21 protein-coding genes are annotated in these 21,440 nt (G+C 47.5%); 9 read left to right on the top strand and 12 right to left on the bottom strand.

The window, feature by feature from the left end; translation table 11 throughout:
* Positions 1–124: 124 nt before the first annotated feature.
* From ASG24_RS10180 to ASG24_RS10145, 8 genes are all read left to right on the top strand, one after another.
* Positions 125–334 (top strand): glycine zipper 2TM domain-containing protein, encoded by a 210-nt coding sequence (locus tag ASG24_RS10180; protein WP_055829604.1) that lies wholly within the window; start codon positions 125–127, stop codon positions 332–334.
* 159 nt (positions 335–493) lie between these two features.
* On the top strand, positions 494–991 hold the full coding sequence (locus ASG24_RS10175; protein ID WP_055870976.1) for an FxDxF family PEP-CTERM protein: 498 nt from the start codon (positions 494–496) through the stop codon (positions 989–991).
* A 127-nt stretch (positions 992–1,118) separates the two neighbouring features.
* On the top strand, positions 1,119–2,225 hold the full coding sequence (gene hemH, locus ASG24_RS10170) for a ferrochelatase (protein WP_055870974.1): 1,107 nt from the start codon (positions 1,119–1,121) through the stop codon (positions 2,223–2,225).
* Between the two features lie 139 nt (positions 2,226–2,364).
* A complete protein-coding gene (gene rfaD, locus ASG24_RS10165; protein ID WP_055829610.1) occupies positions 2,365–3,354 on the top strand; it encodes an ADP-glyceromanno-heptose 6-epimerase in 990 nt (329 codons plus the stop codon).
* Positions 3,355–3,439: 85 nt separating this feature from the next.
* Positions 3,440–4,000, top strand: coding sequence for an SIS domain-containing protein (locus tag ASG24_RS10160; protein ID WP_055870972.1), 561 nt, complete (start codon positions 3,440–3,442; stop codon positions 3,998–4,000).
* Positions 4,000–5,472 carry a D-glycero-beta-D-manno-heptose-7-phosphate kinase gene (gene rfaE1, locus ASG24_RS10155; protein WP_055870970.1) on the top strand — a complete coding sequence of 491 codons (1,473 nt, stop codon included), beginning with the start codon at positions 4,000–4,002 and terminating at the stop codon, positions 5,470–5,472. Before ASG24_RS10160 ends, rfaE1 begins: the two co-directional genes overlap by 1 nt.
* Positions 5,469–6,494 (top strand): lipopolysaccharide heptosyltransferase II, encoded by a 1,026-nt coding sequence (gene waaF, locus ASG24_RS10150; RefSeq protein WP_055870968.1) that lies wholly within the window; start codon positions 5,469–5,471, stop codon positions 6,492–6,494. The genes rfaE1 and waaF overlap by 4 nt, the downstream gene beginning before the upstream one ends.
* Entirely contained in the window at positions 6,491–7,219 is a 729-nt protein-coding gene (locus ASG24_RS10145) for a hypothetical protein (protein ID WP_055870966.1), read from the top strand. Before waaF ends, ASG24_RS10145 begins: the two co-directional genes overlap by 4 nt.
* Here the strand turns inward: ASG24_RS10145 and ASG24_RS10140 are convergent.
* From ASG24_RS10140 to ASG24_RS10095, 10 genes are all read right to left on the bottom strand, one after another.
* Positions 7,216–8,739: a hypothetical protein gene (locus ASG24_RS10140; RefSeq protein WP_055870964.1), complete on the bottom strand. Its 1,524-nt coding sequence runs from the start codon at positions 8,737–8,739 to the stop codon at positions 7,216–7,218. The two genes, ASG24_RS10145 and ASG24_RS10140, sit on opposite strands and share 4 nt — an antisense overlap.
* On the bottom strand, positions 8,732–9,328 hold the full coding sequence (locus ASG24_RS10135) for a class I SAM-dependent methyltransferase (protein ID WP_157256776.1): 597 nt from the start codon (positions 9,326–9,328) through the stop codon (positions 8,732–8,734). Before ASG24_RS10135 ends, ASG24_RS10140 begins: the two co-directional genes overlap by 8 nt.
* 4 nt (positions 9,329–9,332) lie before the next feature.
* Positions 9,333–10,070, bottom strand: a complete 738-nt coding sequence (locus ASG24_RS10130) for a glycosyltransferase (protein ID WP_156376552.1) — start codon at positions 10,068–10,070, stop codon at positions 9,333–9,335.
* A 305-nt stretch (positions 10,071–10,375) separates the two neighbouring features.
* Complete coding sequence (locus ASG24_RS10125) at positions 10,376–11,452, bottom strand: glycoside hydrolase family 99-like domain-containing protein (RefSeq protein ID WP_055870958.1); 1,077 nt, start codon at positions 11,450–11,452, stop codon at positions 10,376–10,378.
* Between the two features lie 7 nt (positions 11,453–11,459).
* Complete coding sequence (locus tag ASG24_RS10120) at positions 11,460–12,278, bottom strand: glycosyltransferase family 2 protein (RefSeq protein ID WP_055872026.1); 819 nt, start codon at positions 12,276–12,278, stop codon at positions 11,460–11,462.
* Positions 12,279–12,330: 52 nt separating this feature from the next.
* Positions 12,331–13,008 carry an HAD family hydrolase gene (locus tag ASG24_RS10115; RefSeq protein WP_055870956.1) on the bottom strand — a complete coding sequence of 226 codons (678 nt, stop codon included), beginning with the start codon at positions 13,006–13,008 and terminating at the stop codon, positions 12,331–12,333.
* Between the two features lie 69 nt (positions 13,009–13,077).
* Entirely contained in the window at positions 13,078–13,707 is a 630-nt protein-coding gene (eda, locus tag ASG24_RS10110) for a bifunctional 4-hydroxy-2-oxoglutarate aldolase/2-dehydro-3-deoxy-phosphogluconate aldolase (protein ID WP_055829629.1), read from the bottom strand.
* A 156-nt stretch (positions 13,708–13,863) separates the two neighbouring features.
* A complete protein-coding gene (gene edd / locus ASG24_RS10105) occupies positions 13,864–15,678 on the bottom strand; it encodes a phosphogluconate dehydratase (RefSeq protein WP_055870953.1) in 1,815 nt (604 codons plus the stop codon).
* Between the two features lie 219 nt (positions 15,679–15,897).
* Positions 15,898–17,616: a carbamoyltransferase gene (locus tag ASG24_RS10100; protein ID WP_055870950.1), complete on the bottom strand. Its 1,719-nt coding sequence runs from the start codon at positions 17,614–17,616 to the stop codon at positions 15,898–15,900.
* Between the two features lie 20 nt (positions 17,617–17,636).
* Positions 17,637–19,118 (bottom strand): lipopolysaccharide kinase InaA family protein, encoded by a 1,482-nt coding sequence (locus ASG24_RS10095; protein WP_055870947.1) that lies wholly within the window; start codon positions 19,116–19,118, stop codon positions 17,637–17,639.
* Between the two features lie 133 nt (positions 19,119–19,251).
* On the opposite strand from ASG24_RS10095, the gene ASG24_RS10090 reads away from it, so the two are divergent.
* Complete coding sequence (locus ASG24_RS10090; protein ID WP_055870945.1) at positions 19,252–20,133, top strand: lysophospholipid acyltransferase family protein; 882 nt, start codon at positions 19,252–19,254, stop codon at positions 20,131–20,133.
* Positions 20,134–20,152: 19 nt separating this feature from the next.
* On the opposite strand, the gene ASG24_RS10085 is transcribed toward ASG24_RS10090, so the two are convergent.
* On the bottom strand, positions 20,153–20,863 hold the full coding sequence (locus ASG24_RS10085; protein ID WP_055829639.1) for a type 1 glutamine amidotransferase: 711 nt from the start codon (positions 20,861–20,863) through the stop codon (positions 20,153–20,155).
* Between the two features lie 45 nt (positions 20,864–20,908).
* Entirely contained in the window at positions 20,909–21,439 is a 531-nt protein-coding gene (locus ASG24_RS10080; protein WP_055870941.1) for an rRNA large subunit pseudouridine synthase E, read from the bottom strand.
* Position 21,440: the final 1 nt, after the last annotated feature.

Below are 21,440 nucleotides of genomic sequence, written 5' to 3'. Positions count from 1 at the left end.
TTTACAAATTTTTCTCAAATGTCTGAATCGTCCGACAGGACAATCAGTTCCATACCTCTTAGCATCAGTTAAATTAGTTTTCATAATTCATCCATCTTCAATTTGTGTCCAATGAGGTGGTTAAATGAAAAAGCCATTAGTTTGTTCCTTATTTTTAGTAATTGCACTGGGTACTTCAGGCTGTGGTTCTATGAGTTCACGTGGCAAAAGTACCGCTATTGGTGCAGGCATAGGCGCAGTGGGCGGCGCAGTGCTTACCGGCGGTAGTGCAATTGGCACTGTGGGTGGCGCGGCAGTGGGTGGTGTAGTTGGTAATCAAATTAATAAAAAGTAAACAAACATACCCAAGGGACTCAGTCTTGGATTTGAGTCCTCCAAACATTCAAACCATCCATGAATTTGCAGGCTATGGCTTTTTTCTTTTTGCAAGGGCATTGGATAGCCTAGATATTTTGTATTGATCCGTTTTTTAATCGTTGTTAGGAGTTTAAGTATGAAAAAGTCTTTATTATTACTCGCGTTCGGGCTAAGCACTGTCTTGAATACTGCGTATGCCGCAACTTATGATGCGACTTTGTCAGGTGATGGCTATCAATTCAGCAGTTCATTTTCTGGTAATACCAGTTTCAATGACTATATAAGATTTAACACGGAAGGCTTACAGAATATCGTAGCCAGTATCTCAGGCTCCAGTAGCACCGCATTCACCTTTGAAACATTTAATCTACTTGATGCCAATAAGAATCTTGTTGCGACCGGTTCTGTTTTAAATGGCACTCCGAAAGTATCTTTTGGCTACCTTGAAAGCGCACAGTACGGGAATTTTTTCCTGCATGTCGTTGGCACTAGTGTTGGTGCAACCACCGGTTACAATGGCACTATCACCACATTCACTGCTGCTGCAGTACCAGAACCAGAAACATATGCTTTATTTCTAGCGGGTCTGGGCTTGATGGGCTTAATGGGTCGTAAAAAAAGTCTTGGTGCCTAAACTAACTCACTGTTTTTGAGTTCAGTTAAATCCCCGCTTCTGCGGGGATTTTTTATTATCTTTGAATAATCAACTGTATTCATTGAAGCTATTACCTTTGACAGCCTGAATCGCATAGAATAAGCATATGACCTATTATCAGCCAGAACCTGCTTACATCCACGGCAGTAAACCAAAAGTGGGTATACTGCTAGCCAATCTGGGTACGCCCGAAGCTCCTACAGCCAAAGCCCTCCGTCCTTATTTACAGCAATTTCTGATGGACAGGCGCGTGGTAGAAATCCCACGCTTTATCTGGTGCTGGATTTTACACTGCATCATTCTGGTGATTCGCCCAAAAAAATCGGCAGAAAAATATGCCAGTGTCTGGACAGACCAAGGCTCACCGCTGATGGTGTATGCGCAACAACAGAAAAAACTGCTGCAAGGCTACCTGACCCAAAAAATACATTCGCCTTTTGCTGTCGAACTGGGGATGACCTATGGCAACCCCAGCATGAAAAGCGCCATTGAATCCCTTAAGGCACAAGGCTGTGACCGTATCCTGGTTTTTCCGCTATACCCGCAATATGCCGCCAGTAGTACGGCTGCCGCACTGGATGCAGTGTGGCGAGTACTGCTCAAAATGCGCAATGTGCCGGCTATCCGCACTATCAAGCACTACCACGATCACCCGCTGTATATTCAAGCGCTTGCCAGCCATATCCAAGCCTACTGGCAACAACATGGCCAGCCAGAAAAACTGGTCATGAGCTTTCACGGTGTGCCTAAATTTCACCTGCTTAAAGGCGACCCCTACCATTGCGAATGCCACAAAACAGCACGCTTGCTGGCAGAGGCTTTAGGCTTAAGCAAAGAGCAATATCAAATCGCCTTTCAATCCCGCTTTGGCCGCCAGGAATGGCTGCAACCCTATCTCGCCAATACGCTGGATGCCTTAGGTAAACAACAACTCAAGCGTATAGATGTCGTCTGTCCCGGCTTCAGCAGCGATTGCCTGGAAACCCTGGAAGAGATCGCCATGGAAGGCAAACATTTGTTCCAGTCTGTTGGCGGCGGGGATTATCACTACATACCGGCACTTAACAGCGAAGCGGTGTGGATTGAGGCCATGCGTGATATTGCCCTGGAGCATTTGCAGGGCTGGGTTAGTGACGAGTTTGACTCAGTAAATGCAGAAGCAGAGGCGCAAGATAGTAAAGCGCGGGCTTTAGCACTGGGCGCTGAAAAATAAATGTCCCACTATGCGCTATACGCAGGCTCTCCATCCCTTTGATTTGGCATAGAACGGTGTGATGCGTTAACACGCCATTCTATGCCAGCCCTCGCCCATTACGCGTTATAATCGCGTTTTAACGTTTTAATCGCTCCATATGATCATTATCACCGGTGGCGCAGGCATGATAGGCTCTATCATGGCCTGGCATTTAAATAACAAGCTTGGCAGACAAGACCTGGTGATTGTTGACCGCATCACGCATGAAAACCAGTGGCAAAATCTGGTACATAGGCACTATGCAGAATACCTGGACAAAGACCAGTTGTTCGATTTCCTCGAAGATAACGATGACATCACTGCAGTGATTCATATGGGTGCCATCAGCGCGACCACCGAGCGTGACTTTAACAAGCTGGTGGCTGATAACATGCATTATTCGCAGGACTTGTGGTCGTGGTGTGCTGAATATGAAGTACCTTTCTTTTATGCGAGTTCTGCGGCAACGTATGGCGGTGGTGAGCAAGGTTACGACGATGCCAGCATTGAGAACCTACGCCCTTTGAATGGCTATGGTTACTCCAAACATTTTTTTGACCAGTGGGTGTTACAGCAGGTGGCGCAAAAACAGATCACCCCGCCTGCCTGGGCAGGATTCAAGTTCTTTAACGTCTATGGTCCAAATGAATATCATAAGGAACGCATGGCTAGTGTTGCTTACCATACCTTTAATCAGTTCAGCGAAACCGGCACCATGCGCCTGTTCAAAGGCACTAAAGAAGGCATTGAAGATGGTATGCAGCTACGCGATTTTGTCTATGTTAAAGATGTCGCTGATGTGATGGGGTTTTTCCTGGAAGCAGCCCTGAAGCAAAAACCGGCCACCAGCGCCATTTATAATATAGGCACCGGCCAGGCACGCAGCTTCAAAGATCTGGCAACCAATGTCATGACCAGCATGGCGCGTGAACCCCACATTACCTACATTGATATGCCACAGGATTTACAGGGTAAATACCAGTATTTCACACAGGCAGAGATGCAGAAGTTGCGTCATGCCGGCTACAAAAAACCTTTCACCAGCCTGGAAGAAGGTGTGAAAGATTATGTGCAACAATATTTAATGCAAGACGATCCCTATTGCTAACCATGCGCCTTTTATTCCCTAGTTGTAATTTCACTCAATTGCCCGCATTTGATGCGTATACATCCACCTACTTAAGGGCGGTATCATGAGCTATATTGAATATCTGGAAGGCGAACATGCGGCACATATGATCATGTTTGAAGCGTTGAAAGCCAGCTTTCCGCTGATCAGTGAAGTGGGATTGGCGATGCGTCAATGTATTCAGCAGGGCGGGAAAATACTGCTCTGTGGTAATGGTGGTAGTGCGGCCGATAGCCAGCATATTGCTGCTGAAATCGTTGGCCGCTTTAAAAAAGAGCGCAAAGGTTTGCCCTCGATTGCGTTGACCACTGACACCTCAATCCTCACCTCGGTAGGCAACGATTACGGCTACGATTACATTTTTGCGCGGCAGGTAGAGGCCTTATGTCGCCCGGAAGATATACTGATCGGCCTGACCACCAGCGGCAACAGCGCTAACGTGGTGCGTGCAATTGAAGCTGCGAATGAGATCGGCGCGACCACTGTTGGTTTGACAGGCGGTAGTGGCGGCAAATTGAATGCACTCTGCAAATACAATATTGTGGTGCCCTCGAATGTGACTGCGCGCATCCAAGAAGCCCATATTTTCATCGGCCACAGTCTGTGCGAGATTCTGGAATCCTGATGGCTGGCACGCACACGACTACCAGCCTGGCAACACTGGTTCAACACTTTGGTGAAAACAATCAACAGGTACTGGTGATTGGGGATGTGATGCTGGATCGCTATCTAATCGGCGAGGTAAACCGCATTTCGCCAGAAGCGCCGGTGCCGGTGTTACTCATTAAATCCGAACAACATTGTGCAGGTGGTGCCGCAAACGTAGCGGCAAACCTGGCTTTGCTGGGTATACACACGCGCATGATCGGCCTGATAGGCGAAGATAATGAAGCCTCGCTCTTAGTAAATGCCATGCACAGCCATGGCATAGATACGCAAGCGATGATTAAAACTGCAGCGCGGCCGACCATTGCAAAAACCCGTATTATGGGTGGGCATCAACAAATGATGCGACTGGATCAGGAAATCACAGCTGAATTATCTGCCAGTGAAGTAAGTCATGTCACCAAAGCCATCCAGGCTGCACTTGAGCAGCAGCCAGCACTGGTCATTCTGTCAGACTATGCCAAAGGTTTGCTGACCGAAGATATTTGCCAGCATGTGATTCATTATTGCCGTGCGCACAAAATTCCCGTATTGGTTGACCCCAAGGGACGCAATTACCATAAATATCGTGGCGCAACTGCTCTTACACCTAACAAGAAAGAAACGGCTGAGGCTTGTGATACCCAGGTTAATGATTCTGCCCTGATTGAAAAGGCGAGTACCTTAAAAGCCGGCTTATCCCTTGATTTTCTGGCCGTCACGCGTGGTGAAGAAGGCATTAGCCTCATCACCGAGCGCATAGAACATCTCAGCGCGACCGCCAAACAAGTATTTGATGTTTCCGGTGCTGGAGATACCGTGATTGCCACACTGGCCGCTGGCCTGATACATGGCTTGTCGGCACTGGAAAGCTTATCACTGGCCAACATTGCCGCCGGCGTGGTAGTTGGTCAAGTGGGCACGGTACCCATTACCAAGGCTGACCTGGTTTATGCAATTGCAAGTGCTCAAGGTAGTGCCCAGGCGCATAAAGTCAGCGAGTTACCCGAACTGCTACAAAAAGTTTCTGCCTGGAAACAGCAAGGCCAAAAAATCGTTTTCACCAATGGCTGCTTTGATTTATTGCATGCGGGCCATGTGACTTACCTTGAAGGTGCAAAAAAACGCGGTGACAAGCTGGTGCTTGGCCTGAATACCGACCGCTCGGTGTCTGCTCTTAAAGGCCCCACCCGCCCTGTAGTGAATGAAAATGACCGTGCCCGGGTTCTGGCGGCACTGGAATCTGTCGATGCCGTGATCTTGTTTGACGAAGATACGCCGCTCAACTTGATTAATGCCATCCGCCCGGATGTAATCGCCAAAGGCAGTGATTACACGGCTGACCAGGTGGTTGGTGGGCAGGAAGTATTAGCCTGGGGCGGTGAAATCGCGCTGATTGACTTGGTGGAAGGCCGCAGTACCAGCAACCTGATTAAAAAAATGCACGCATGAACAAGATTCTGGTGATGGGCCCATCATGGGTGGGTGACATGGTGCTGGCGCAAAGCATGTTCAAGCAACTCAAAATTGACCAGCCGGATTGCCAGATTGATGTCGCCGCCCCTGCATGGACCTTACCATTGCTGGAAAGAATGCCGGAAGTGTCGCAGGCAATTGCGTTGCCTTTTAAACACGGCGATTTAGCCATAGGCGAGCGTTATCGATTTGGTAAACAACTATCCACACATGGCTACAACCATGCCATTTTGCTCACTAACAGCCTGAAATCGGCAATCTTGCCATGGGCTGCCAACATCCCTATCCGCACCGGTTTTAAAGGCGAAATGCGTTATGGCCTGATTAACGATATGCGGCCATTAGACAAATCCATCCTAAAAAAAACTGTGGAGCGTTTTGTTGCACTTGGTCGCCCAAAGCACACTGATTTGCCCGTTGAATTACGGTTGCCCGCATTGAATGCCAATCGTGACAGCATTCCTGCATTAATGCAGCAGCATGCTATTACATCTACGGGCAAACCTGTGCTTGGCTTATGTCCAGGAGCAGAATACGGCGAAGCCAAGCGCTGGCCTATTGAATATTATGCCGAGGTGGCTAATGCGGCCTTAAACCACGGCTGGCAAGTCTGGCTGTTTGGGTCGGATAAAGACAAGACGGTTACGACAGAAATTCAGAGTCACACACAACAACGCTGCGTAGACCTGGCCGGTAAAACCAAGCTGGGTGAAGCGATTGATTTAATGTCTGCCTGCCATACCATCATCAGTAATGACTCTGGCCTCATGCACGTTGCAGCGGCGCTTGATAAACAACTGGTCGCCATCTATGGCTCATCCGACCCTAGCCATACACCACCTATGCATCCACAAGCAATCATTGAGTATCTGGGATTGTCCTGCAGCCCGTGCTTTGAACGTGTTTGCCCACTGGGACACCTTAATTGCTTGAAGCAAATACCGCCGGCACGGGTGATAAAGCATCTTTCATTAAGCGCGCAAGCGATTAAGGCATGACTTATCCTCTCCTGACAGCGCAACACCTGAGCGATGCACGCGTGATCGAGCGTGACCCGCGAGGGATTAAAGTGGTGCAGTTGCCGAACGGCGATTACCTGAAAGTGTTTCGCCTGCGCCACCGCTTTAGCTGGGCCCGTTTTCAGGGTTATGCGCAACGCTTTTCAAAGAACGCATTTAAGCTCGTTAAATTAGGCATTCCTACAGTTAAAGTGATCGATTGCTATGAAGTAAAAAATGCCAGCCTGCTTGATTACCCACTGTCAGTTAATGGGCATAAAAAGGCTGAAGATTTAGAGGCTTCAAGCCATACTTTTGCTGTTCATTACGCACCCTTGGCCGGCGAAACACTAAAAACCTTGCTGGATCAGCAGCAATTACAAACACACCATGTTGTACAGCTAGGCGCTTTTATTGCCGAGCTACATAAAAAAGGTGTTCATTTCCGGTCATTACATTTGGGGAATATTGTGCTCACGACCGAAGGCAAGATGGGCTTGATTGATATTGCTGACATGAAGATTTACCCGTGGTCACTGTGGTTCAGGACAAGGCTACGCAGCTTTCGACATTTGACACGCTATGCCAGGATCAATGCGCCTTTTGGCTTATCTAACTGGGCAATATTGCTTGATAGCTACTTTGAACATGCAAAATTAAGTGCATCTGAAATAAATACGCTCAGAGAGAAAATGCAGCAATATCTGCTGCATCCTCCACACTAGCTGACACGTTTAAAAACTAGCAATTGTTTTCGGTTCTTATGTCCGTAAAACGTCTTTTCCAATTCAAAGCCAGTCAGTTGCTGATGTAACGCTTTTAACTTGGCATTTTCTTCAGGCGTGTCGCCAAGTTTAATCACCAGATAAGCATATTGCTGGATACGCCCGTCAGCAATGCGTTTTGACAGATCATCCCATTCATAATCGCTTCTGCCATCATAAGGCACATCTGCATAAAACCTTTGCTTGGCAGAAGCATAGAGTGCCTGCTGACCGTCCGGCAATCTGGACTTCACATATTTGACCGCATCAATTTCATAATAAAAATCCGCACCTTTAGGTTTAACGTTATTGACAAACCCCGCCAATACGATAAGCGCAGCTATGATTAACAACAACCTTTTTACAGGAGTAACTTTCGTTTTTGGATGATGTAATAATTTCTGCACTGCAAAACTTGAAAATACAATTAAAACAAAGCCAAACAATGCCACATAGCGGGCGGACAGCAGGTTGACTTTGAAAGTGATTAAACAGCCGATGACCCACGACACAAATAACCAGAACAACAGCACTTGATATGCCACAGGCTGGATGTTTTTTTTGATGGTATGTTTTTCAGCCGCAACGAATAAGGTCGGACCCCAACCAGCAACTCCCAGACACTTCAATGTCGGAATCGCAATATACACAAGCAGGAATGCAAACCAGGCATACTCCTGGAATGGCTCGCCAATCACCTCATCACGCATCACATCCACGCGATGTGTAATCTGTTGGGTGACATTCAGCTTGATATCCTGAAACCCGGTAAATAGCTCTTTGACCCGCCCAAGATCTTCCAGACTGATGTGCATAAACATTAGAATAACCGGCGCCAGCATACTGCCAATGATAAGCAGGGAATAAGGTGCAGCAATTTTTTTCAGCCTGCCAGAGGCCTGATGAGCAATAAAAAAGCCCGCAAGCGGTAACACCAGCCACTGTACAGCGCCTTCTATCCTGAAAAGCGTGGCCAATAATGCAAAAATTTGCCAGTAGATGACTTGCTTCCAGCGCCCTTGCTGATAGAACAAAATGAGTTGGTTAACTGCGTGTACCATCATGGCCCAGTAACCTAGGTCACGGCTGGCCATAGGCAATATGTTGCCCACAATGTAACCGGAGCCCAATAACAACACTACTGCATAAAATTGTGTCCAGTCATTACCCCCGGCAATGCTGACCATTCGCATCAGCCCCCATACAAGTAGCATAAAGAAAAACACGATCAGCACATTTGCCGAGGCTTGTAACCCCAGCCCACTGATCGTGTGCAAGCATGCAATCAACGCAGGGTAAAAGCCCCAGCTGTAACCTTCAAAGGGATGTGGGTCGCCCATAGAAAAATGGCGGGCCATCTCTATGTATAGAATGGAGTCATTGGTAACCCAGCCATGCTGAATCACGATGATGCGAATACAGGTAACAAATGCCAGGGCGAAGGCCAGATAGAGTGGTAAGTGTTTGCGGTGGTTAATCATGTTTAATCGCTTGCAACTCCCATAAAATATGAGTTTGCGGTTTGAGTTTTAATTTTCTGAAGATCGTTTTAAATTTGGTAGAAAAATCATCATTGGCATGGTAATGCAATCTAGGATAGACCCAAGCCACACGCCTGGCCTTGAACATACCGGTAAATCCGTAGTTTTTGCCATAGCAGCGACCCTCACAGAAATAGCTATGTGTACCGTCAGTAATGAAGTTCACATGTGTCGGATCGATAAAAGCCTCTTTGCTGGGATACCCAGGGGTTAAGGCATAAAACATTCCATCATGCTTTAGCACGCGCCAGATCTCATTCATTAACTCAATAAACGGGAAGCGTGTGCCATATACGCCACCACTGAGAATCCGAGGAATATGCTCTATAAAATCAAATGCAGAAACAGCATCAAAAGTACTATCCGGATAAGGAATGGGATCAATAGACAGATTTGCTGTTTTAATTTCCACACCCTGTTCCGGGATTGAATGTGCAACCAGATCAATGCCGCACACTACTTCATAAGAAAAAGGATTTCTTGGCTTAGCACCGCAGCCCAAATCGAGATGATGTCTAGCTGCTCGCACTTGTTTAACCCTTCCTGAGTTGATCTACCAATCCGCGCAAACCATCCAGCTCCTTTGCAGGAGAATATTTGTTCTGCAAGGTAGTAATATTTTCTTTTATCTCGATAAAATCAAAATATCCGTTATCAATTTCCTTAATTTTACTTAATATCGTTTCTGAAAAAGTGCGGATATCGCCACAATTCACCTCATGAAACTGCCCATCCACCCAATACTCTTTTCCTGCTTGCCCTGTATACCCAATCACCAGGTTACCCGCTAAAGCAGCTTCAATCGGTGGCAAGCCCAAACCTTCAAGTTCGCTAAATGACAGGAAGATTTTTGACTTGGACAACGTTTCAGCCACTCCCTGCTGGTTCATGTTCTGGATAGGAAAAATCTTCCAGGAAGAAGGCAATTTCCTGGCAATAAAATTCAGCACCAGTGTCGAATGTTTCTCCAGCTTACGTGGCATGTAAGTAATGATGTTCTCTTTATGCTCGGCTGGCTTGAACAAATCTTCTTCAACAGACAAATGCAGACGGTAAATTTTCTGCTCAAATTCGGGAAACAGGAAAACCAGACATGCATAAATATCATCTGATACGCAGGTAATCAATTCCGCATGTTGATAAGCGGAATACACGGAGTCAACGTCTGCTTTGCGAAAAACATCATAGCCACCCTGGACTTGGATGATATATCGGATGCCTTTGTCACGCGCGATTTTGGCTTCTCGTGCCGCCCACATTTCATGGATCACGAATACTTCATGCTTTTTATTAAAGACGAAGTTTTTCTTAAAATTCAAATTGGAGAATGGCGTTTCACAACGGAAATTTACATCTTTTGGATGAAAAACTTGTGCTTTGACTCCTGCTATTTGCATATTATTAATAAGAGAAACATGCCGGTAAATCACCTTGACGCCACCTGATGCTTTTTTGGCGTTCGGGCACAGATAAGTCAAAGTCAACGCATGCTCAGAATGCTCATCCCTGGCTTGATACCTGAATTTCCGACATTTGAAGATGATATTATTGATAGCCTTCGGCCATGAAAACCGCGTCATTTTGTAAACTTTTGAGTAAACAGCAAAAATTGATTCAATAGTGCATCACCCCACAGTGTATCAGGCTCAATCACATTGCCCTCCGCCCACTCATTCCATGATTTGATCACAACCACCTGGGTTGGCAAATGCTGTTTCCTTTTACTCAATTGCAGGTAAATCTGCTCCAAATGCCTGGCAAAAGATTGCGGATTAAATCCTTTTAATATGGTACCGCGACGCAAGTGCCGTGGCGTGGTATCCCAACCTGTAAATACAATCGGGATTTGATGAGGATCTTCAGTTAACGGATCGTTATCAATCACCAGTCCATGATAGTTATATACAAAAGGCCCTAGCTGTTTGTAATGAAACGTTCTGGCCAGCTTTTCACGTATATAAGACCACCAGCTATCACGCTTACGCCATTTAAAAATGCTGCCGGATTTATTGTAACCATCAAAATACTTTTTCCAGGGCTGATGCGGCTCGGTGTTGTCTGCCAGCCAGTAAATGCCGGCAAAACCATGTTCAGCAGCGCACTTATTAAAGGTTTGGATAAACACTTCGAGGTCCGGAATTTCTTTTGGACTGAAAATTGAAAAAACCGGCTTGCCTTCAACTTTGATGTAATTGGCAGAATGAAAGTGCGGCAATAACTGCTCGAAATAAGCTGTGTAATCCCCTGCCCCTAGATATTGCTGCAATTGCAGCGTGATATTTTCGCGTTTGTTATACCAGGTATGGTTGGCCCAGCAGAAGGCATATTTAAAATCCAGCTGGTGATCCAGCACCATTTGCATAGGCTTTTCGAGTAATTTTTTACCTTCTCCAAACCAGTAGTCAAACACCAGAAAACCATCAATTCCATGTGTTTGCGCAACAGTTTGCTGCCATTCAAACACGGCAGAATTGAGCAGATTGTAATCACCGAAGGGGGTTTTAGGTTTTTGTATGTGCTGCCAGTCAAAATAAGTCTTCGCAGTATTCAGCTGCTGCCACTCGGTGAAGCCTGGCCCCCACCAGCGATTGTTTTCTTCAATCTCGTGGAATTGCGGCAGGTAGTATGCAAGGCTAAGCAAACGGTTTGTCATGTGTGTATTACTTGTCCAAACTATAGTTTGCAAGAATGGCTTCACCATCGATGCCTCGCAATTTGGCATTGATACGTTTTGCACCCTCACGCATATTTTTTTCACTGGTGCCCAGTTGAGGATTAAATATCAGCGTGGCATGGTTAAGGTGATCTACGTATTGGCCCAATTGCACCGAGTCAAGAAAGCGCATCTCATAGCCAGCGGCAATCATTTTCTGATGCATTACCATGCCTGCGGTCTGGCTCCCATCCGAAAAAAATGTATTGAGTGCACGGATGATATCAGTGCGGTACATTGCGCAGTGACTACGTAAATAGTATTTACTCTCATCCAATCGATTGGGGTTATAGCCGCGATAACCGAACCATTGGTGTAACACTTTTTTCCATGATTGTTCGAAACGGATTCCCCAGCGCTGCAATGTGGTCTTGGATTCCAGTTTCCAGGAACCTATACCAGCCAGCTTGGGATTATCGTTGAAGGGCTGCAAAAGCATCTGCAACCAATCCGACCGTTTAACAAAGGTATCGGTGTGGATAGAAAGTACGTACGGCGTCTTGACCTCAGAGAGCGCGAGATCCAGCGCACGCGAATGTGAAAGTGGCACAGTGTCATCAGCTGCCGGCTTGCGTTCAATCAATCTGACCCAAGGCAAGGAGCGCAAATACTCCACTGATGCATCCTGCGAGTTGTTATCAATCGCAATCACTTCAACCTGATTGAAATCAGTATATTTGCGCAACAAACGCATACAGATTTTGGTGATTTCCGGCGTTTTATAATTAGGCACCAGAATGGTGACTTGTTTATTGTCTGTCGTCATGACCGGCATTATAGGCTAGTGTAATCGTTGACTCAAAAGGATAGCTAACCACTTAAAAGTCGGTGTAAGGCTGCAACTCCAGGTGATGGCTGACGGTCACCTGATGTTGTTTGCAATAACTTTGCCAGTCCGGCATATCTGTCCAGTCGGAGACAAACACAAAGTCTAAGCCGGCGCCGGTAGAAGCCTGGTGGTCGAAGCGGCTATCACCAATAAACAATGCAGGAAACTGAATCGTGCCATCCGCAATCATGGTTGCCAGATGCTCGTTCTTTTTTGTCGGGCCACCGTAAATCCCTAATTCAAACAGATTGTCGAGACCACGGCGCGGGAATATTTTACGCAACTCCTCCTGGTCACCGCCTGACATCAGCATCCATTTGGCTTGTGAAGTTTTTTGCTTCAATTTCTCCAGTTCCGGCGCAACCTCACATTGCATCAGCGTTTCCTCCAGAATCTCGGTGAAGGTATCCATCAATGTCTGGAAAAATTCTTCAGTGAATGGCTGTTTAAGGATATCGCTGATGTAGTAACGGATTTTGTCATTACGCGGAATGCTGCCGAGCTTGATATGGTAATCCACAAATGCCTGTGCCTGCGCATCGGTACCACCGGTACGTTTGGCCGTATTGTAATAAGCATCCACCTTGGTCTGGTTACTATTGAGCACGACTCCATCACAATCCAGCACGATGGTTTTGTATTTTTCGAGATTCAAGGGATTTGTCATAAGCGGCTGGCAATAAAAAAGGCCTGTAAGACTACAAGCCTTTAATGATAGCTGATTTTCCTTATTGAATTATTTGGCTGCGACGATTGCTGAAGCTTCTTTCGCCAGTTTGGTGATATGTGCCCAGTCTTTACGCTCGACAGCGTCGTTAGGGGTTAACCAGGTACCACCACATACCACTACGTTTGGCAGTGCCAGGAATTGAGGTGCACTTTCAACACTCACGCCACCGGTAGGACAAAATTTCACATCAGCAAATGGGCCGGCAAAACCTTTCAGCAGGTTGATACCTCCAACAGCTACAGCCGGGAACAACTTCAGGAAGTAGTAATCATCGGCATTCGCCATCATGATTTCAGAACCGGTAGACACGCCTGGCAATAATGGCAGGCCGATTTTACGGGCAAATTGGCCCAGCTCGCTGGTGTAACCAGGGCTGACCGCGAATTGGCAACCTACATCTTTAGAAGCTTGCGCATCTTTCAGGTTACGCACGGTGCCTGAACCAAGAATCGCATCCGGTACATGCTTGGCAATTTGCTCCATGGCCTGCAAAGCAACCGGTGAGCGCAGAGTCACCTCCAGCACCTTCACGCCACCCGCCAGTAGTGCTTCTGCCATAGGCACAGCATCTTCCACCTTGTTGATGACAATTACCGGGATGACCGGGCCATGGTTCGCTAAATCTAATGTGCTCATGTTATGAATATTTACCTAATTAATAATTAAATTCTAAAGAAATAAACTTTTAGTATCTCTGTAATTAAAAGTTCTAAGCAAGACTAGGCGCAGGAGTGAAGACAGTACGATTAGTCCGGCAAGCGACTGCAACAACGTATTGCGACGAAGCTTTGATTACAACCACGTGATTGCGCCTTCTTCGGCTGAAAGTACATTCTTGCGCATCCCGCCAAACAACTCACGACCCAGTCCGTGGGCATTGTGGTGACGTTTGGCATCGCTCAGCTCTTCAGTCTCGCGTTCATTCCAGGTATCTTCGTCAACCAGCACATTCAACTGACCAACTGTTCCATTCAACCGGATAATGTCGCCATTACGGATCTTGGCAATCGGGCCGCCAGCACTGGCTTCTGGACTCAAGTGAATCGCTGCCGGGATTTTGCCGGATGCACCACTCATGCGGCCATCAGTCACAATCGCCACGCGGAAACCTTTGTTCTGTAACACGGCGAGTGGCGGTGTCAGTTTATGCAATTCAGGCATACCATTCGCTTTAGGGCCCTGGAAACGCACCACGGCAATAAAGTCTTTTTCCAGTTCACCACGGTCAAAGGCTGCCAGCAATTCTTCTTGTGCATCAAACACAATGGCCGGTGCTTCGATAATATGACGGTCTTCCGGCACGGCAGAAATCTTGATCACACTGCGGCCCAGATTACCCTTCAGCAAACGCAGGCCACCAGATTCATTAAATGGATGCGCAGCAGTACGGACGATGGTTTCATCACCACTTTCAGCCGGGTAGTCTTTCCATACCAGCTTGTCCGCTTCTTTTTCAGGCTTTTTACCGTAATCACGCATGCCACCGCCACTGACGGTGTATACATCAGGATACATGTAACCGCCTTCGATCAATTCGCGAATCACGAAACCTGGACCACCGGCTTCCTGGAATTCATTCACATCGGCTTTACCATTCGGGTACACGCTTGCCAGCAGCGGCGTCCCTCTCGCCAGGTAGTGGAAATCAGTCCAGTCAATCACAATACCGGCAGCACGCGCCACAGCAACCCAGTGAATAAGGTGATTGGTGGACCCTCCGGTGGCGAGCAAAGCCACCATCGCATTGACGATAACGTGCTCATCAACCAGGCGGCCAATCGGCACGAACCTGTTTTTCTGGGTATTTTGTATCACCATGCGTACCGCTTCGCGGGTAAAGTCTTCACGCATGCCATCGTGCGGATGGATGAATGCAGCACCCGGTACATGTAAACCCATGGCTTCCAGCAACATCTGGTTGCTGTTAGCGGTACCGTAGAAAGTGCAGGTACCCGCGCCATGGTAAGCAGCAGACTCACTTGCCAGCAACTCTTCACGGCCTACCAGGCCTTGCGCATATTGCTCACGCACTTTCGATTTGGAGGTGTTATCAATACCGGTACTCATCGGGCCGGCCGGCACGAATACACATGGCAAGTGGCCGAAGTGCAAAGCACCAATCAGTAAGCCCGGCACAATCTTGTCACAGACGCCTAGCAACAACGCAGCATCAAATACATCGTGTGACAGCGCCACAGCTGTGCTCATTGCAATGGTATCGCGGCTGAACAGGCTCAGCTCCATGCCAGGCTCACCTTGTGTAATGCCATCACACATGGCTGGCACGCCGCCAGCAACCTGTACGGTTGCCCCATGCTTGCGGGCTTCATCACGGATGATGTCCGGATAATTCACATAGGGCTGGTGTGCAGACAACATTTCGTTGTATGCAGTGACAATGCCGATATGAGTTGGCTTTTCAGCATAAATCTTGAATTTATCATTCTGTGGCATGGCCGCGAATGCGTGTGCCACGTTGGCACAGCCCAGGCGATCCGGGCCTTTGTCACGGTTGAGATAATCATCAATACGCTGCAAATAAGCCTTGCGGGTCGGTCGACTGCGCTCGATGATGCGTTCTGTTACTTCAATGTGAGATTGTTTCATTGACTATCGCTCAACTGTGTTTTAACTACTGAACTATCCTGATGAACTGCTTTGACTTACTTTTAATCACAGTTTTGGGATTTATTGTATATGAGTCCAAACTGGACTCTATTCCCGATTATCGCTAAACAACTGGAATCAGTCAAACCAAAAGCGCGTCCAAATGGATTTTTTTGAATGATTCCAATCACTTAAATCGGAATAATATAAATTATGAATCTAGCTTTTCGTCACCAGCACATCTTCCAGCATCAGATACTCCAGATCACAGCCATAAAACATATTCAATGCATCTGTCGGGCTACAGATCATCGGTTCGCCACGACGGTTCAATGAAGTATTCAATACCACCCCATTGCCGCGAAGGCTTTCCAGATGTTCGATCAGCGCATAGTAGCGCGGGTTGGTTGCCTTGGTAACGACTTGCGCGCGTGCGGTGCCATCTTCATGCACAACTTCCGGTATTCGAGACTTCCAGGCCGGATTTACATCAAAAGTAAACGTCATGTAAGGCGCCGGATGATTGGTTTGCAAAATATCTTCCGCTACGCGATCCAGCATGCTCGGGCAGAACGGCCGCCAGCGCTCGCGGTATTTGATTTGCGCATTGATACGGTCGGCCACGCCAGGAAAGCTAGGGTCGCCGAGAATACTGCGGCAGCCTAATGAACGCGGACCAAATTCCATACGGCCCTGGAACCAGGCCAGCGGATTGCCGGCTGCCAATAACTCGGCTGCTTTTTGCGGGCCATTTTCAACACGTATAAATTTCGGTTTTTCCGGATGCGCTTCACAGGCAGCGATACATTCTTCATTACTGAAGGCAGGCCCCAGATAAGCATGTTCCATTTTATGAACGGTCTCGCCAGCTTGGTGCGCAGCATAAGTCGCAGCACCGAGACTGGTGCCGTTGTCGCCGGCTGCCGGTTGCACGAATAACTCTTTCACATGCGGCAAGGAAATAATGCGCTGGTTAAGCTTCACATTCAACGCTACACCACCAGCCATCACGATCTTGCCGGTTTCGCGGATGATGTCACCCAGGTAATACTCAATCATTTGCAGCGCCAGGTCTTCCAGCAATTGCTGAACGCTTGCTGCGTAATGGATATAAGGATCATCGATCTCATCGCCGGAACGCTTGGGGCCTAACCATTCGATCAGTTTTGGCGTGAAATAAAAGCCTTTGCCGTTTTCTTTGTAGCGGCGCAAACCCACCACATTGACGTACTCGGTGTTAATCAGCAGTTCGCCATTCTCAAATTTGGCCAGGCGGCTTAAATCATATTTCTTTGCATCGCCATACGGGGCCATGCCCATGACCTTGAATTCGCCATCCAGCATTTCAAAACCCAGGTATTCAGTGATGGCACCATATAGGCCGCCTAGCGAATCTGGATCATAGAATTCTTTAATTTTATGAATTTTGCCATTTTCACCGTAACCGAAGAAGGTGGTGGCATATTCGCCCTTACCATCAATGCCGACAATGGCAGTTTTTTCTTTAAAACCGCTTAAATGATAAGCACTAGAAGCATGTGCCAAATGGTGTTCCACTGGCACAAATTCGGCATTTTTCAATCCCAAATCTTGCATTAATTGAAGCGATTTATCGCGGTTGCGTCTGAAGCGGCGATTACCATTAAAAATCGCGTCCAACGCACGGTCTGGCGCATACCAATAACGCCTGGCGTAATGCCAGCGAGCAGGCGAAGCCAGGGAAATTTCAGCATAGGGAAAAGCGACGATATCAACCTGGTCAGCCGTCACACCTGCCTGTGTCAGGCAGAACTTGGCGGCCTCATACGGCCAATGATTTTTGGCGTGCTTATCGCGTATAAAGCGCTCCTCTTCGGCGGCGGCAATAATTTTGCCATCCACCAGAATAGCCGCAGAAGCATCGTGACCCAATGCGCCAGATAACCCTAATACAATCATTCAGTGACTCGTCAATTGATTTAAATGGAAATGCCTGCCAGCTTCAGAGGCGTATGATCCACATACACCGCGTGAAAACTTTGCAACAGCGCATTATACAGCGAAGTATCGTCTTTCCAATTTTGCAGCAATCGGCGGATGTCTTTGACATGCGCACGCAACGCACGTTTAGCACAACGGTGCTGCTGCATGCTGTCTAAATCCAAGATAACAATCTGGCCTTGAGCATTCACATGTAAATTTGTGGCTTTCATATCGCCATGCGAAATTTGCAGCAGGTAAAACTGGTAGCAGGTTAATACAAGCTGCCTGAGCGCTTCCGTACGCAGTGCATCATCGCTGATGGTTTTGAAAAAAGTGAATGCATCAGGCAATGCACTAATAGCAGAGACAAAATATGCCTCGCCACGCAATCCAAGAAAACGCTTTTCCAGCATCGCCAATGGTTTAGGCGTCAGGATTCCATAATATTGCAAACGATGTGCGTTAGACCACGAAATAGCTGCCCTACTCGGTCGCCAACTCCGCCCAATTGCATGGAATATATTCTTGATGTTATACCGTTTGATCACTGCACCCAGCTGTGCGAGATGGGTACGCACCACGGTACTGGTATTACCATCTTTCAGCATATCCCCCGCTTGCATGGCCGATTCAAGTACATCGGGAGTCAATTCAGGCAAGGCCACATGTGCATTGTGCGCCAATACAAATGTGGTGGCCTGCTGCCAGACGACATCGGTACAATTACGGAAAATTTTGCGCTCCACATACTCACGCACTTCTTGCGCTTTATGGCGCTTAGCCCAAGCGATTATCTGTTGTGAGCTAAACGAATCCGACCATTGGCGCTGTTGTTGATAAGCGGCAAGCAAAGCCAATGCCCATGCTTGCTGATCCAGGATAGCAAGCTTGGCTACTAACTCGGCAAGTTGCTGGTAACAAGCTTTGCGGGATAAATCCTTTTTGCGTATGCCATCGCCATCAATTGACCACACGGCATCATCAGCAAGCACAAAATTTTTCAAGTGCAAGTCAGTCTGCACGAGACCGGCAGCATGTTGCTGCGCCAGCACGCGTACTATTTTTTCAATTAGTGTGAATTTTTGTGCAGTGTCGCTTTGCGCATACACCTGATGCGCATTTTCGGCATTTGGAATCGCAGCATAAATCAATACGCTTGCCTGTGCATTTTGAGTAAGACCTTGCCATAATAACGCGGGCGTTTTTAAGCCTGCCTCAGCAAGCAACACCGCGCCTTGCGCATCCCGGTTGGCATATTTACCTGCTTGGGCACCCATAAAAACCTTGGCGAAAACCGACAGGCCTTGCCACATGCCACTGAATACCCAACGGCGACCGGGTAACATTCGATGCACCTGCAATGTGGTCAATACACTGCCATCTGACAATGTCACTGCATTATTCTCAACCACCGGACATACTGAAGGCAGCGGATAAATGTTCTCGGTCAGCGTATTTGTGGTTTCCAGATTAGACATGCAGATTCAAGTTTCAGGATTTTTGCTATTTTACTGCAATCCGACGCGCAGCATAAAAACTTGACCGCCATGCGCTGGCTGCGTACAAGAGTTTGTTAAGATGCTCATTACTTTTCAATGACTGTTTATATTCATGCTGCTCTACTTTTGTAAATTTATCGCCTGGCTGCCATTAAGTCTGTTACACCGCTTGGGCGCTGGATTAGGCTGGCTTTCATACTGCCTGGATCGCAAAAGTAACCAGATTGCATTCAATAATATTCTGCAAAGCCGTTTGGCTGAGAGCCCCTTACAAGTCCAACAATTAATGAAGCGCAGCAGACTGGAAGCCGGCAAAGCCTTACTTGAAACATTTTTTATCTGGGGTCAATCGGCGGAGCGATTATTACCGCTCATTCAGCAAGTGCACGGATGGGAAACAGTCACTGAAGCGCAAAAGAATGGTAAAGGCCTTATTTTTCTGACACCACACCTGGGCTGTTTTGAAATCACTTCCATTTACTACGGCTCGCAATATCCGATTACCGTGCTTTACCGTCCGCCCAAAATGCAATCGCTTAGCAATCTGGTGGTTAGCGGAAGACAAAAAGGTAAAGTGGAGATGGCGCCAGCCAATGCCAGTGGCGTCAGGAAATTATTACAAGCACTTAAAAGCGGGCAAGCCGTCGGTATATTGCCTGACCAGATTCCCCGTAGCGGTGAAGGTGAATGGGCGGATTTTTTTGGCAAACCGGCTTATACCATGAGCCTCGCCAGCAAACTGGCCAGCAAAACCAACGCGGTGGTCGTGATGGCATTTGGTCAGCGTTTGCCGGATGGCAGGGGATTTGATATTCACCTGAAACCGGTAGACGACATCAGCACCCCCACCCTGCTGAACCAGGCGATAGAACGGCAGATCGCGCAATGCCCGGAACAATATTTATGGCAGTACAATCGTTTTAAACAGCGCCGCTATGCCATGCATAAACTTGAACAGCACACTTCTACGACAAAAACAAACCAGCCAGATTAACTAAGAATTCCAGTAAAATTTAATTGTGCACCAAGCCCTGGATCCAGCGGCTATATACTTTATCAGCAACTGTGTGTAATGTTTCGCAACCAGCATCCACGTCAGCCAGCATCACCTCTGCAGATTGCACGGCTGGGCTAGATGAGGCCTCGGCAATGTCTGCCTTCCATTTATCCGTCCACATCCTGACCATTTCCGGCATCATTTCAATGTGGCATTGAAATCCGATATGTTTTCCAAAGGCGTATGCCTGATTTTCGCAATATGGGCTGGCTAGCACATGGGTTGCGCCCTCAGGAACGGTAAACGTTTCGCCATGCCAGTGAAAACTATTAAAGGCTGGCAGATCGCCAAACCATTCTTTCGCTAGCTGGTTATCTAGCACAGAGACTTGTCCCCAGCCAATTTCTTTCACCGGGTTTTTGCTCACGGTACCGCCCAGGGCTTTACTGATCAACTGGCCGCCAAGGCAATGGCCTAACAAGGGTACATCCTGATCCACCGCATGACGGATCAGACTCAACAACGGAGGAATCCACGGCAAATCATCATTGACACTCATAGGTCCGCCCATTAGCACAATGCCGCTATAAGCGTCGAGTGAGGAAGGAACAGCTTCACCCTTATCAATCCGCACTTCGCACCATGGAATAGCATGTTGCGCTAAAAAAGTGCCTAAATAACCTGCACCTTCGCAGCAGGCGTGCCTGAAAACAACTACCGGTTTCATACTAACCTTTTCGCTTCCTTTGCTTGAAACTGTCATTTGCATTAACTAAAGTGTTTTGTATTTACCAAGCAAGATTCCGTCCAGATTGTAAGGCCCGATTGCATAACGCACCAGTCGCAAGGTCGGGAAGCCTATATGGGCCGTCATTCTGCGCACCTGGCGGTTTTTACCTTCGCTGATTTTCAGCTCCAGCCAGGTAGTGGGGATGGCTTTTCTTTCACGGATGGGCGGGTTTCGCTGCCACAAATGGGCAGGTTCATCGATGATACGCACTTGTGCTGGCCGAGTTACAAAATCACCTAAATCAACACCTTGCTGCAATGGCATCAAATCTGCTTCTGTAGCAGCACCTTCTACCTGAGCCCAATAGGTTTTAACTTCTTTGTATTTGGGATGGCTTAAACGATGTTGCAAAGCACCGTCATCGGTTAAAATAAGCAATCCTTCAGAATCGGTATCCAGCCGCCCGGCCGCATATACGTTGGGAATCGGAATATAGTCTTTAAGCGTCGCATGTTTCTCATGAGGAGTAAACTGGCAGACGACGTTAAAAGGTTTGTTAAACAGTAACAACATG

The organism is Methylophilus sp. Leaf414 (genome assembly GCF_001425425.1).
Lineage (GTDB): Bacteria > Pseudomonadota > Gammaproteobacteria > Burkholderiales > Methylophilaceae > Methylophilus.
This window is presented reverse-complemented; position numbering and strand designations above follow the sequence as displayed.